The sequence below is a fragment of the Kitasatospora sp. NPDC059747 genome, assembly GCF_042732955.1.
GTDB lineage: Bacteria > Actinomycetota > Actinomycetes > Streptomycetales > Streptomycetaceae > Kitasatospora.
Genome location: NZ_JBHWGV010000003.1, coordinates 137,475 through 149,990 on the forward strand (window position 1 = coordinate 137,475; position 12,516 = coordinate 149,990).

General features: G+C 72.3%; 16 protein-coding genes. 6 read left to right on the plus strand and 10 right to left on the minus strand.

The annotated features are described in order from the left end of the window. Positions 1-65 precede the first annotated feature (65 nt). A complete protein-coding gene (locus tag ACFV4G_RS02565; RefSeq protein ID WP_380435768.1) occupies positions 66-671 on the plus strand; it encodes a CGNR zinc finger domain-containing protein in 606 nt (201 codons plus the stop codon). A gap of 38 nt (positions 672-709) precedes the next feature. Next, complete coding sequence (locus ACFV4G_RS02570) at positions 710-1,081, plus strand: VOC family protein (protein ID WP_380435698.1); 372 nt, start codon at positions 710-712, stop codon at positions 1,079-1,081. A gap of 53 nt (positions 1,082-1,134) precedes the next feature. Here the strand turns inward: ACFV4G_RS02570 and ACFV4G_RS02575 are convergent, their stop codons facing one another. From ACFV4G_RS02575 to ACFV4G_RS02585, 3 genes are all read right to left on the minus strand, one after another. Continuing rightward, complete coding sequence (locus tag ACFV4G_RS02575) at positions 1,135-2,943, minus strand: RICIN domain-containing protein (RefSeq protein ID WP_380435700.1); 1,809 nt, start codon at positions 2,941-2,943, stop codon at positions 1,135-1,137. Positions 2,944-3,177: 234 nt separating this feature from the next. Then, entirely contained in the window at positions 3,178-3,363 is a 186-nt protein-coding gene (locus ACFV4G_RS02580; protein ID WP_380435702.1) for a DUF397 domain-containing protein, read from the minus strand. Then, positions 3,356-4,330 carry a helix-turn-helix domain-containing protein gene (locus ACFV4G_RS02585; RefSeq protein ID WP_380435704.1) on the minus strand — a complete coding sequence of 325 codons (975 nt, stop codon included), beginning with the start codon at positions 4,328-4,330 and terminating at the stop codon, positions 3,356-3,358. Before ACFV4G_RS02585 ends, ACFV4G_RS02580 begins: the two co-directional genes overlap by 8 nt. Before the next feature lie 143 nt (positions 4,331-4,473). Here ACFV4G_RS02585 and ACFV4G_RS02590 point away from each other — a divergent pair, with 143 nt between their 5' ends. Together ACFV4G_RS02590 and ACFV4G_RS02595 are read left to right on the plus strand one after the other, a co-directional pair. Then, positions 4,474-4,839: an ATP-binding protein gene (locus tag ACFV4G_RS02590; RefSeq protein ID WP_380435706.1), complete on the plus strand. Its 366-nt coding sequence runs from the start codon at positions 4,474-4,476 to the stop codon at positions 4,837-4,839. Beyond that, entirely contained in the window at positions 4,839-5,102 is a 264-nt protein-coding gene (locus tag ACFV4G_RS02595) for a hypothetical protein (RefSeq protein WP_380435708.1), read from the plus strand. The genes ACFV4G_RS02590 and ACFV4G_RS02595 overlap by 1 nt, the downstream gene beginning before the upstream one ends. A gap of 149 nt (positions 5,103-5,251) precedes the next feature. Here ACFV4G_RS02595 and ACFV4G_RS02600 read toward each other — a convergent pair whose 3' ends face one another. The 6 genes from ACFV4G_RS02600 to ACFV4G_RS02625 form a co-directional block, all read right to left on the minus strand. Continuing rightward, a complete protein-coding gene (locus ACFV4G_RS02600; protein ID WP_380435710.1) occupies positions 5,252-5,773 on the minus strand; it encodes a potassium channel family protein in 522 nt (173 codons plus the stop codon). 5 nt (positions 5,774-5,778) lie between these two features. Beyond that, positions 5,779-7,134: a hypothetical protein gene (locus ACFV4G_RS02605; protein WP_380435712.1), complete on the minus strand. Its 1,356-nt coding sequence runs from the start codon at positions 7,132-7,134 to the stop codon at positions 5,779-5,781. 144 nt (positions 7,135-7,278) lie between these two features. Next, positions 7,279-7,557: a Sec-independent protein translocase subunit TatA gene (tatA, locus tag ACFV4G_RS02610; RefSeq protein ID WP_380435714.1), complete on the minus strand. Its 279-nt coding sequence runs from the start codon at positions 7,555-7,557 to the stop codon at positions 7,279-7,281. A gap of 235 nt (positions 7,558-7,792) precedes the next feature. Further along, a complete protein-coding gene (locus tag ACFV4G_RS02615) occupies positions 7,793-8,362 on the minus strand; it encodes a methyltransferase family protein (RefSeq protein WP_380435716.1) in 570 nt (189 codons plus the stop codon). A gap of 136 nt (positions 8,363-8,498) precedes the next feature. After that, entirely contained in the window at positions 8,499-9,134 is a 636-nt protein-coding gene (locus ACFV4G_RS02620) for a class I SAM-dependent methyltransferase (protein ID WP_380435718.1), read from the minus strand. A gap of 253 nt (positions 9,135-9,387) precedes the next feature. Next, positions 9,388-10,965, minus strand: a complete 1,578-nt coding sequence (locus ACFV4G_RS02625; RefSeq protein ID WP_380435720.1) for an MFS transporter — start codon at positions 10,963-10,965, stop codon at positions 9,388-9,390. 123 nt (positions 10,966-11,088) lie between these two features. Between ACFV4G_RS02625 and ACFV4G_RS02630 the strand changes: the two genes are divergently transcribed. Next, complete coding sequence (locus tag ACFV4G_RS02630) at positions 11,089-11,679, plus strand: TetR/AcrR family transcriptional regulator (protein ID WP_380435722.1); 591 nt, start codon at positions 11,089-11,091, stop codon at positions 11,677-11,679. 61 nt (positions 11,680-11,740) lie between these two features. On the opposite strand, the gene ACFV4G_RS02635 is transcribed toward ACFV4G_RS02630, so the two are convergent. Beyond that, complete coding sequence (locus ACFV4G_RS02635) at positions 11,741-12,058, minus strand: cupin (RefSeq protein ID WP_380435724.1); 318 nt, start codon at positions 12,056-12,058, stop codon at positions 11,741-11,743. Between the two features lie 168 nt (positions 12,059-12,226). Between ACFV4G_RS02635 and ACFV4G_RS02640 the strand changes: the two genes are divergently transcribed. Further along, complete coding sequence (locus ACFV4G_RS02640; RefSeq protein WP_380435726.1) at positions 12,227-12,493, plus strand: hypothetical protein; 267 nt, start codon at positions 12,227-12,229, stop codon at positions 12,491-12,493. Positions 12,494-12,516: the final 23 nt, after the last annotated feature.

Below are 12,516 nucleotides of genomic sequence, written 5' to 3' on the forward strand. Positions count from 1 at the left end.
ACGTGATGAAACCTAACTGGCCATCACGGAAGAGCGCAAGGTTTAGCATGAGAACCGTGAGCGTCATGAAAGCCCCGGGCGAGACCGCCACCGCCCCTCCATCACCTGCGGCGGGCGCGGACCGGTACGTCGTCCTCGACTTCGCCAACAGCGAGCTCGTGCTGCCCGCCGGCCGCCTCGACCTGCTGGCCACCCCGGCCGCCGCCACTCGGTGGCTGGTCGAACGGGGGCTGGCCGGCGCTGACGCGGTGCTCCACGAGCCCTGCGCAGGACGGCTGCGCGAACTGCGCACCCACCTGCGGACCCTCCTCGCGGCGCGCAGCGGGGGGACGGTGCCGGCGCCCGAGGCCGTCGACGCGGTCAACGCGGCGCTGACCGCCACCCCCGTGGCCGCACTGCTGCACTGGGACGGAGAGGGCGGGCCATACCGTGCCGCGGTCCATCCGGCCGACCGGATCGCCGACCACGCCATGGCCGCGATCGCCGCCGACGCGGCGGACCTGCTCACCGGCCCGGACGCCGAACGCCTCGCCCCCTGCGGAGCGAGCCCGTGCACCCGCTTCCTGGTGCGTACCCACGCCGCCCGGCACTGGTGCTCGGTGCGCTGCGGCGACCGGGTGCGCGCGGCCCGGGCCTACGCCCGCCGCAGCCAGGCGAAGCAACCCGGATGACTGGAGCGCCAGTAAACGACCAGGGCCACAATGGGCGCATGCTGACCATCGGATCCCTCGTCCTCGGCGTCTCCGACATGGCCCGCGCCGTCGCGTTCTGGACGGCCGCCCTTGACTACGTGCCGCGCGGCGGCCTGGTCGAGGACGACTGGACGGTCCTCGAACCCGCAGCGGGCACGGGTGTCCAACTCGCCCTCGGGCTCAGCGAATCGCCCGTGCAGCGGCACCCGCGCGTGCACCTGGACCTTTATGCGCGCGACGCCGCCGACCAGGCCGCCGAGGTCGAGCGGCTGCTGGCACTGGGCGCCCGGGACGTCGACTGGGACCTGTACCCGGAGGACCCGGACTTCGTGGTGCTCGCCGACACCGAGGGCAACGTCTTCTGCGTCATCGACACCAGCCACGGCTGATGTGCGGAGTAGGAAGTCGGACGGGCCGACTTCCTACTCCCGGCTGCGTACGGTTACTTGAGGGGCGTGCCGCCCGAGTTGCGGTACGCGGTCGTCTTGTTGATCAGGTTCCCGCCGTCGGACTCGACCGTGGTCTGTTCCTGCTGCCCCGGGCCGAACAGGAGGGCGGCGACGTGCGCGTTCGCCACCTGGTCCATGTGCGAGAGGAACCAGTCGACCTTGTCGTCCTTGTAGTGGCCGAAGGTGTTGTTCTGCGCCATGTTGCCCAGGGGGATCTGCCACAGGACGACCGGCTTGCCCACCGACTCGGCCATCGTCTTGTACCACCCCAGTGCGGCGGCGGCCTTCTGGTCGTTCCAGAAGGTGTCACGGCCGCCGTTCGCCGGCAGCGCGTACCAGCCCGCGTCGCGGTCCACCACGTCGGCGACCAGGAAGTCGGCGCTCTTCGCCCCGAGGTCCGTGTAGTCGTTGACGCACTTCTGCATGTTGCTGGTCCAGTCCCAGCAGGTGAGGTGGAACCCGGCGCCGGTGTTCGGCGCGTACTTGTGCGCCATCGCTATCAGGCACTGGGCCAGGCCGACGGCGCTGTTCTCCTGCGATCCGCAGTCCGTCGGGTTCGCGGCCTTGACCTGCGCGGCGATCTGGTGCGGGTTGCCGAGCGACCGGACGTAGCCCCAGAAGTCGGGCTCGATGTCGATCGCGTCCTGCGAGTTGCCGATCTTCTGGAGGAAGAAGCGGTAGTCGTTCATGTAGCGGGTGAGCAGGTCGGCCCTGTTGATGGCGACGACCTCGCCCGGGCCGTCGCCCTGGCCCGCCAGGTCTCCGAGGTCGCGCAGCGAGTACCAGGTCCAGAAGTTCTTCTGCGGGCGCGGCTTGCCCTGGTACGTCGCCTTGGTCACGTGGTCGTCGTTCCAGGTCACGTAGAAGCCGGGCGCGGTGGTCTCGCCGCTCCAGCAGCCCCACCAGCTCGACCACGCGGCCTTGCAGAGCGCTGCCGAGTAGTAGTCCGACGAGGGCGCGGGCTGGCTGTGCACGTAGGCGTAGCGCATGTCGAACGGCGCGGCGCTCGTCGAGGCCTCGTTCATCATGCCGCCGACGAGCACCGTGTTGCTGCCCATGAAGGTCTTCGTCGAGCTCCCGCCGGCGGGGGCGGCCGCAGACGTCGGAGCGGGGGCCGGCGGCGCCGACGCCGGGCGGGTGCCGCTCGGAGCCTGGCTCGCGGGAACGCCGGCGCCGGGCTTGGCAGGCGCGGAAGGCTTGGCGGCTGTGGTGGGCGCAGCAGGCGTGGTGGGCGTGGCGCCGCTGCCGGAGCTCCCCGCGTTCCCGGTGCCGCTGACGCTGCCGGCCGGGACGAGCTGCCACTGCTGCTGGGGGCCGTTCCAGTCGTGGTACTGGGCGATGTGGCTCCCCTCTGTCTTGGACCCGCCCGGGACCTCGACGGCCTTGCCGCTGAAGCGGTTGATCAGACGCACGTAGCCGTCCGACGAGTTCTCCATGTGGAACTGCTGGTTGGCGCCGTTCAGGTCGCTCCACTGCACCAGCTCGGAGCCCTCGGTCCTCGACCAGTCGTAGTCGTCCAGCACCTTGCCGGAGTTCCGGTTCTGCAGCCGGTAGTTCCCGTCACCCGAGTCGATGAACTTCCACTGCTGGTTGGTCCCGCCGTTGCGGCTCCACTGCGCCAGCGGAGCACCGTCGTTCGTGGCGTAGGCGGGGGCGTCCAACGCCTCGCCGGTGCTGCGGTTGACCAGGACGTACCAGGCGTTCGTGTCCACGGTTCCCGCCGAGGCCGTGTTGACCACGACCACCGAGCCGCCCACGACCGCCAGACCGACGGCCGCCCAGAGACTCCGACGCTGGTACAACCGACGGCTGCGGTGCTTCTGCCTCCGGCCTGGCTCGGCAGAGCGGGACGACGCCTCCGGTGAGGTGGATGAGTGAGGGAACATGGCGATGCTCTCTTTCAGCCGGTGCCTTTGACCAGACCGCCTGTCCGGACACCACCCAGTTGTCACCGCCCTCGGAAAGGTTGCCGCGGCCCGCGAAGATTCTTTTCGGGCACCGCGCGCCGGCCGGGAGCCCCGCTGCGGGCCGGGCCGCTACCGGGTGTGTTCGCCCGCCTTGATGGCGCGGAGGAGCGCGGCGAGGCGAGGAGGGGTGGTGCGGAGGATGGTTTCGCCGTCGTCGGACTCGCGGAGCTCGATCGCCCCACCGGCCGTACGGATCTCGACGCAGGTGTCATTTGCGCCGGAGTAGCTGGACTTCTGCCACTCGGACCTAGCCATGTTTACGTTCCGTCTCTTCCTTGACTCTTTCGATGAATCCGCGCGACTCATCCTGTGACAGGGCTACTGATCCCATGTGGGTGAGAATCTCGCGGAAGAACCCAAGCTTGGGCGGGGAGTTGTAGATCTGACTCCCGTGGCCGGTATCCATCTGAACAGTGTCCAGCTCGGGTAGCGGGCCGTGAGCGTACGTGAAGTTCTCGCTGGGGCCGGGCAGCGTTTCGATATCGAACGGGACGACGCGAACGGAGATTCCCGGCTTCTGCGAGTCCTCGACGAGTGCGCCGAGTTGCTCGACGAGAACCTTCGGGCCACTGAACTGCATCCGCAGGGCAGCCTCGTGGACGAATGCGGTGAGGGGAGTCGCCCCGGACCTTACCGTCAGCTGGCGCTGCATCCGGAAGGCAGTCCTGAGATCGATCTCATGGCGAGCAGGGGTGGGGAAGGCCCGGCTGAAGACAGCCGAGGCGTACGCGCCCGTCTGAAGTAGGCCTGGGATGAAGGTGATTGTGAAGAGATCGAGCCTCTGTGCGTGGCCTTCGAGCTCGGCCACGTCAAGGAAGTCGTCCGACAGCGTTCCGCGGTACTCCTCCCACCACCCTCGCCCGCGCTCGGTGATGATGGTGGCAAGGGCGTCGATGAACGCTTCATTCGTGCAACTGCATGCGGCGGCAATCACGCGCAGACGATCCGCACTGATGCCGATCCTTCCCGACTCCATCTGTGTCACCTGGGCAGGGCTCATGCCGACAGCTCGCCCGAGCTGCGTGCCACCGAGTCCCGCCAGCTCGCGCATTCTCCGCAGTTCGATTCCGAGCCTGCGTTGGCGGAGCGTTGGGTTCGAGCGTGGCGGCATGACGTCCTTCCGGGTGTGGTCCGGCCAAGTGTGCCGCGCGGCCTGAGCGCCGGTCCACCACGTACCACCGTAGAGGGAACTTCCCAAGAGGGTGGAAATTTGGATACTCATGTGCGCTATGGTCGGTGTCACATCAATCCGACGGGTCGTCAGTAATGCACCGCTGTCGCACCGCAGAGCAGCCATGCCCGTTGCCTGGCCTGGCTCACGGTGACGTATCCGTCCACGTTCACTCACGCCTCGGGAGTTCTCCCATGCGTCACCTCAACACGCCCTCCCTCACCATCTGCCGCCAGTCCCTCCGCGACGCGATGACCCGCGCCGGCTGGCCGCCCTCCGCCATCGCCGATGCCGAACTCGCCCTCGCCGAGCTCCTCGTGAACGCCTGGCGGCACGGCGAGACCCCCGCGCCGGTCGTCGAGATCATCGCGATCAACAACACCCTCCGGGTCTCCGTCGCCGACGAGAGCCCCACCCTCCCCCAGCAGCGCTCCCTCCCCGAACTGGCCGAGTCCGGCCGGGGCCTCCAGCTCGTCGCCGGGCTCTCCCGCCGCTGGGGCGTCGACCCGCAGCAGCGTGGCAAGTCCGTGTGGTTCGAGTGCGAGCTGGACGCCGCCTGATGGCCGCCCGCCGCCGGCGCCCGATGCTGCCGACCGACCCCCGGATCCGGGGCTACACCGACGATCACATCCGCACCCTGCTCGCCGAAGTCCAGGAGCGCGGCCGGGAGTTCGGCCTGATCTTCCCCTCCGCCTGCACCGACAAGACCATCGACGGCCGCGTCCTCGTCCGCTTCAACACGGCCCCCGCCTCGACCCTCCTCAACCTCCTCTCCCTCCTCCTCGACGTCGGCCGGGAGCGGGGCACCCCGTGCGGTTCCTGATCGCGGCGGCCTTCGCCGTCCTCCTCGCCCTCGCGATCGCCACCGTCGTCCTCGGCGTCGTCACCGCCCTGCGCGCGACCCCTCCCCACGAGGACGACTGACCCGACCGGACGCCCGGCGGGTCGCGTGCACAGGCCCGCCGCGCCCGATCAGCCCTGCCGTCGGATCCGGTTCTCGACGTTCGACCGGATCGCCCGCGACAGCGTGCCGGCCGCCGTCGCGAGGAACACGAAGTTGTACCCGATCTGCAGGACCACCACGAGCCGCGCCGCCTGCCCCGACGGCGTGATGTCGCCGTACCCGACCGTCGCCATCGTCACGACCGTGAAGTACAGCGCGTCCAGCCGGGTCTCCAGCCCGTTGAACTCCGCCTTGCGCGCGCCCAGCACGTAGTACGTCGCCGCGTAGATCGTCATCGTCAGGCAGATCAGGAAGATCAGCCAGACCACCGGACGCTTCGCCGTCCCGCGCATCACACCGACGATCTTGGCCACCAGCGTGCCCGTCAGCCCGGCCAGCGCCCCCACGAAGACCCCCCAGCTCACCACCGGCCGACGGTCGCCGAACCACTCCAGCGGCAGCGTGAAGTACCCGACCATCAGCAGCGTGAACGAGCCCAGCAGCCAGTACCAGGCCCGTACGTCGGCAGGTGGCGGCGGGTTCTCGGACATCCCGTTCAGCCTCCCCCGGCCGCCCCCTGGGCGCCCGTCCGTCTGCTCCGTCCGGGCTCGTCCAGCAGCTCCAGCACCGAGAGAACGCCCATCAGCCCGAGCGCCAGGCAGAGCGTCACCAGCGCCGTCGGACGGTCCCACAGCACGAAGGCCAGTGCCGCCCCCGCGACCGCCGCCCAGCCCAGCCACGCCTTCCAGCGGTGCACGAAGCGCCCGACCGGCCCGAGCCGCAGTCCGGCCCGCTCGGCCACCCGCCGCACCGCGCCCAGTCCGGCCCGCCACATCCCGCGCACTGTCCCGGCCCGGCGCCCGGAGCCGCTGATCCAGGCGCCCAGCGCCACCAGCAGCCCGAGCGCGACCACCACCCGGACGGCGGAGCGCAGGTAGCGCACGAGGGTGTCGTAGACGGCGTGCGCGGCGGCCTGGTCCACGCCGGCCGGGAGCGCGTCCAGGTAGACGGCCCGGAAGACGCTCAGCCCGATGCCCAGCAGCAGGGCCCCGCCGGCCATGCCGAGCGCCGCCGTGACCACGGCCCGGCGGCGCCGGACGGCCAGCAGCACTCCGCCCGTCGCGCAGGCCACGGCCAGGACCGGCACCCAGAAGCCGGCCACGTCGAGCAGCCGCAGGCCGGTGCGCACCTTCGGGACGGCGTCGGACTGCACCAGCGTGTACGAGGTGTGGATCTCCGGGATCTTCGAGGCGATGGACAGCCCGTTGTCGACGAGCGCCGTCTTCACCCGGGCGATCAGCGGGGCGAGGTCGAGCACCACGGTGTTGCCCTTGAGCTCGACGGCGCCGCCGCCCTGCCCGGTCAGCATCCGGCCGATCGCGGCGTGCGCCTCCCGGTTGGCGTCCGTCCAGACGGTGGCGAAGGCGTCGCTGTCCACGACGCGCTGGACCTGGGTGTGGACGAAGCCGGCGATCCCGTCGCCGAGGGCCTGGCCGATGCTGCCCAGCAGCGCGCCGAGCACGGGCCGGTCGTCCGGCGCGACGTCGTCGAGCAGCGAGTCGACGGGGAGCTGCTTCACGATCTCGTCGGTCACCCGGTTCGTCACGGCGGCGCGGATCGCGGGGTCCCGGGCGAGCGGGGCGATCGTGGCCACGTAGCGGTCGGTGTCGGAGACCTCGGACTTCGCCCACACGGCGACGGCGCCGAGCGGCGTCAGCAGGCAGGCCAGCAGGACCAGCAGGACGGCGAACGCGGACCGCACCCGGTGGCGCGGCGGGCGGGCCCGCAACTCCTCGGCGAGCCGTGCCTCGTGGGCCTCGACGGCGCTCAGCCGGGCCCGCAGGTCGGCCAGTTCGTCGGGTGGTTCGCCGGGCGGTTCGTCAGGGGAGGCGCCCGGCCCGTCGGTCGGCATGCCACGACTCCGTTCGTCCGGTCGGTGCCTCCCAGGAGACAACGGATCACGGTGACCGGCCAGTCGGGGGCGTCCGGGAACGACGGAGGCCCCCGGCGCCGTCGCGGTGACGGTGCCGGGGGCCTCCGGAAGGTCCGACGGGACTCAGGCGGTCGTCTCGGGCCGCGGGGTCTCGGTCGCCTTGGTGACGTTCGTCGGGGTGACGGCCGGGCGGTCGGCCGGCTGCTGGGCGGTGCTCTGCGCGGTGCCCGCGGCCTCGGCCGGGGTGTCGTCCTCGCGCATCGCCTTCGTCTCCGCCTTCAGGATGCGCATCGACTTGCCGAGGCCACGGGCCATCTCCGGCAGCTTCTTCGATCCGAACAGCAGGACTACGACCGCCAGCACCACCAAGATGTGCCAGGGCTCAAGACCGTTCCGCAGCATCCCTGGCCACCGGTCCCTTCTTGTCTAGAGTCACGGGAGGGCAAAGTACCCGTCCGGCCAGTATGCCTGGCCCCGGTGCGGAACGGATACACCGGCCGGGAAACGCTGGCCGAAAAGCGGGTGCCGCTCAAGCGGACCGCGAGTGCCGTGGTCCCGGCCGGTGCGTCCCGACCGGGGTGTCGAACGTCACAGCCGAAGGTCGCGGTCGCGGGCCACGGTCGAAGGTCGCGGGGGCTCAGTAGACGAAGGGGACGAGCCGCTTCGACTCCCGCCGGTACTGCGCGTACGCGGGGCCGAGGGCGGCCACCAGCAGGCGCTCCTCGGCGGCGATCCGCCAGCCGTAGGCGGCCAGCAGCAGCGCGAACACGACCACGGTGGCCGGCCAGCTGCCCAGGCCGAGCGCGTAGCCCGTCCACACCAGCAGGCTGCCGCAGTAGCCGGGGTGGCGGATCAGCCGGTACGGGCCGGTGCGGACGACCTCCTGGGTGTCGACGGTGCGCAGGGTGTGGGTGTAGAAGCGGCCCAGGGTGCGCATGCCCCAGGCCCGCAGGGCCAGCCCGGCGGCGATCAGGGCGACGCCGAACCAGCGCGCCCACACGGGCAGTTCGCCGACCGACGCGCGGCCGAGGAGGACGATCACCAGGACGGAGGCGGCGTAGCAGGCGAGCAGCAGCCGGGTCGAGCCGCGGTCGCGGTCGTCCGCGCGCCAGGTGCCGGCGGCGGAGTCGTCGCGGCGGCGCAGCAGCAGCTCGTACCCGGCCCAGGCGAGGACACCGAGGACGGAGAGCAGGCTCGGCAGGGACATGGTGGGGCTCCTGACGCTCGTGGACCAGGGCACGGGCCTCGCAACGGGGGCCGCGTACCCACCACGGTCCTCTTGCCCGCCCGGCCCCGCACGGACCCGGGGGTGGACGCGCGGGCTTCCACCCCCGGGTGGAGCGTCAGTCCGTCCGCCGGGCCAGCAGGTAGCCGCGCCGGGTCGGGGCCTCCTCGGGCAGGCCCTCGCGCTCCAGCCGGGCCTCGACGGCGAACCCGGCGGCGGTGAGGTGCGCGACGACGGCGTCCGTCTGCAGGAAGTGGAAGTCCACGTCGACCTGGTGGCCCCACCACTCGTCCAGCCGCCGCACCTCGGTGCCCAGGTGGAACGAGACCAGCAGGAAGCCGCCGGGCCGCAGCACCCGCCGCATCTCGGCGAACGCGGGCGCCAGCTCGCCGGGTTCGAGGTGGATCACCGAGTAGAGCGCCACCGCCGCCGCGAACTCGCCGTCCCGGGCGGGCAGGTCGAGCAGGTCGCCGGTGCGGAACTCGGCCTTCGGGTGCTCGCGGCGGGCCAGCTCCACCATGCGGGGGGAGAGGTCGATCCCGACGACCTCGGCGCCGTGTCCGGCGAGCCACCCCGCCACGTGCCCCGGCCCGCACCCGAGGTCCGCGACGACCCCGCCGGCGGCCTCCGCCACGACCACCCAGAGCAGGGCCCGGTCGACCGGCTTGTGCGCCAGCTCGTCCCCGATCCGTTCGAGGTACTCCTCCGCCACCGTGTCGTAACTCCCGCGCACGCGCGTGTGATCAGCAACCATGGCCCCACCTTGGCACCCGGGACGGCGCCCGCGGGGCGCTTTTCCGCAACCAGGGGAACGGCTGACGACCCCCGCCCCGGCCCGGCTCGAACACGGCTGGTCCCCTCCACAACGGGCCGGCGCTTAGGGGTATGGGCACCGGCCGACGCGGGGCAGTGGTCAGCCTAATCGGTTCCCTGGAACGGCGAAGAGCCCCCGCCCGGGTGGGCAGGGGCTCCTGATGACGCGCGTTGGCACCGGCCGGTGGGGGGGCTCAGGCGTTGACGGCCTCGGAGGCGGTCTCCGGGGCGGCGGCGGCCGGGGCAGCGGCCGGGGCGGCGGCCGGGAGGTGGCGCATCAGGCGGTAGGCCAGGGCGGCGGCGCCGAGGGTGAAGACCAGGCCGACGACGGCCGCCACGTGCAGCCCGTCCGTGAAGGCGCCCCGGGCGGTGTCCAGCAGGTCGGTGCCGAGCCGGCCCGGGAGGTGCGCGGCCACGGTGACCGCGCCGCCGAGGGTGTCCTGGGCCGCGCGGGCGGCCTCGCCGTCCACGCCCGCCGGGAGGGCGCCGTCCAGCTGGTGGCGGTAGACCGCGGCGCCCGCCGCGCCGAGCAGCGCGATGCCCAGCGAGCTGCCGAGCTCGACGGCGGTCTCGGAGGTGGCCGAGGCGGCGCCGGCCCGCTCGGCGGGGGCCGCGGAGACGACCATCTCGGCGGTCATCGTCATGGTGCCGACGGTGCCGGCGGCCAGCACGCCCGCCGCGGTGAGGATGAGGGCGAGCGGCGAGTCCGCGCCGACCTGCGTCATCATCGCGAAGCCCGCCGAGCCGATCACGAACCCGCCGCTCATCAGCACCGCCGGGCGGACCTTCCCGGCAAGCGCCGCGCCGAGGCCGACCGCCGCGCCGACGCCGACGCTCGGCACCAGCGACCAGAGCGAGGCGGTGAGCGGGCTCATGCCCTTGACGAGCTGCAGGTACTGCGAGGTGAAGAGGGCGAAGCCCATCATCGCGAACATCGCGACGGTGTTGACGCTGATCGCCCCGCTGAAGGTGCGGATCCTGAACAGGCCGAGGTCGAGCAGCGGCTCGGCGGCGGTGCGCTGGCGCCACACGAACGCGGCGGCGAGCAGCAGTCCGGCCGGGACGGCGAGCGCGGGCAGCAGGCTCCAGCCGTCCACCGCGAGGGTCTTCACGCCGTAGACGAGCGGCAGGACCGCGGCCGTCGAGAGCGCGGCGCCGGGCAGGTCGAAGCGGCCGGTGCGGGCGGTGGCGCGGTACTCGGGGAGCAGCGCGGGGGCGGCGACCAGCACGAGGGCCATCACCGGGACGGCGAGCAGGAACGCGGAGCCCCACCAGAAGTGGTCGAGCAGCAGGCCGCCGGCGACCGGGCCGAGGGTGGCGCCGGCGGTGAGGACGCCGCCCCAGGCGCCGAGCGCGGCCTGCCGCTGCTTGGGGTCGTGGAACATGTTGCGGATCAGCGCGAGCGTCGAGGGCATCACGGTGGCCCCGGCCGTGCCGAGCAGGGCCCGGGCGGCGATCAGCTGCCACGCGCTGTCGGCCCAGGCGGCCAGCAGCGAGGCGCCGATGAACCCGGCGGCGCCGATCATCAGCAGCCGGCGGCGACCGATCCGGTCGCCGAGCGCGCCCATCGTGATGAGCAGGCCGGCCAGCAGGAACGAGTACATGTCCATGATCCACAGCTGCTGGGTGCCGCTGGGGGCGAGCGTCGTGGAGATGTAGGGGACGGCGAAGAAGAGGACGCCCATGTCCATGGCGAGGACGAGGGTCGGCAGCAGGAGGACGGCCAGGCCGAGCCATTCGCGACGGCCTGCGCGGCCGGTGGTTGCGGTCATGGGAAGTACCGTACGAGCGTTTCAGACACTTGTCTAGTACGGGTGTGTAAATCGATCGTGCGAGACGAAAGTGTCAGACGCCAGTGCAAGACAACTGTGCAGTCCTTCCGTAGGATCGGGGCCATGGGAAACCGCGAAGACCTCATGGCGGGCGCCAAGCGCTGCCTGTACGAGAAGGGCTACGGGCGCACCACCGCCCGGGACGTCGCCACCGCCTCCGGCGTCAGCCTGGCCGCCATCGGCTACCACTTCGGCTCGAAGGACGCGCTGCTCAACGCGGCGATGATCGAGGCGATCGGCGAGATGGGCATGGCCCTGGGCGCCGTGGTCAACGCCGCGAACGAGGCCACGGGCGACCCCGAGGAGCGCTTCGTCGCGGTGTGGGAGGGCCTCAAGGCCGTCTTCGAGGAGCACCGCGGCCTCTGGGCGTCCCAGTTCGAGGCGCTCGCGCAGGCCGGGCACGCGCCCGAGCTGGCGCAAGCGCTCTCGGAGGCGCAGAAGGAGGGCCGGCTCGGCCTGGCCGCGCTGTTCCAGGGGCTGCCCGAGGTGCCGGAGACCGAGGACGAACTCGCCCGCGGCGCCTTCTACCAGGCCCTCCTGGCCGGATCCGTCGCCCAGTGGCTGGCCGCGCCCGAACTCGCCCCGTCCGGGCGGGACTTCCTGCGCGGGCTGCGGCTGGTCGCGGCGAGCGTGCCGGAGTCCGCCGCGCACTGACCCGCACTGACCGCACGACGACCGCACGATGACCACACGCTGACCGCACGCGTGGTGGCCGTCAGGTCGTGACGACCGTCAGCAGCACCACCGAGTCCACGTGCGCCAGCAGCCCGTGCCGCTCCTGCGGAACGGGCGCCAACTGGCCCGCCGACAGCTCCTGGTGCTGCCCGGCCACCGTCAGCGCGACCCGGCCGCGCAGCACCTGCACGCTGCCGGCCGTCGGCGGGGTGTGCTCGTCCAGCGCGGTGCCGCCGGCCAGGGCGATCACGGTCTGCCGCAGCACCCCGTCGTGCAGCACGAGGTGGGCGCTGCGCCCGTGCGGGCTCTCGGCGGCCTTCGCGGCGTGCTCCACGGCGAGCTGTTCGAGATCGGGCATCGCGGCGTCCTCCTGCCTGTCAGCCCAGGTTGGCGGACGTGGCGGGCTCGCGCACCCGGAACCGCTCGGCGTGCGGGCCCCGTGCACCCGGGGCTGCTCGGCGTGCGGGCCCGCGCACCCGGAGCCGCTCGGCGTGCGGGCCCCGCGCGGTGCCCGCATCGTGGAGGCATGGCGACCAACGAGAGTTACCTCAGCGGGTTCCGGGTCAACCGCTCGCTGCTGACCGGCGGCGCGATGCTCACGGGCATCGGCGCGGCGCTCGGCGCGGCCGGGGTGGCAATGGTGTGCGTGGCGCTGGCCACCGCGGGCCGTGACTGGGTGCGCAGCCGGGAGACCCCGCCCACCGCCCTGGCCCAACGGGCGATGCACGAGGCCCGGGTGGCCTCCGCCGCCGGCTGGCAGGCCTGGCGCACCGAGCACGGCTCGCCGAACTGACGTTCACCCGTCCGGCGCAGCCG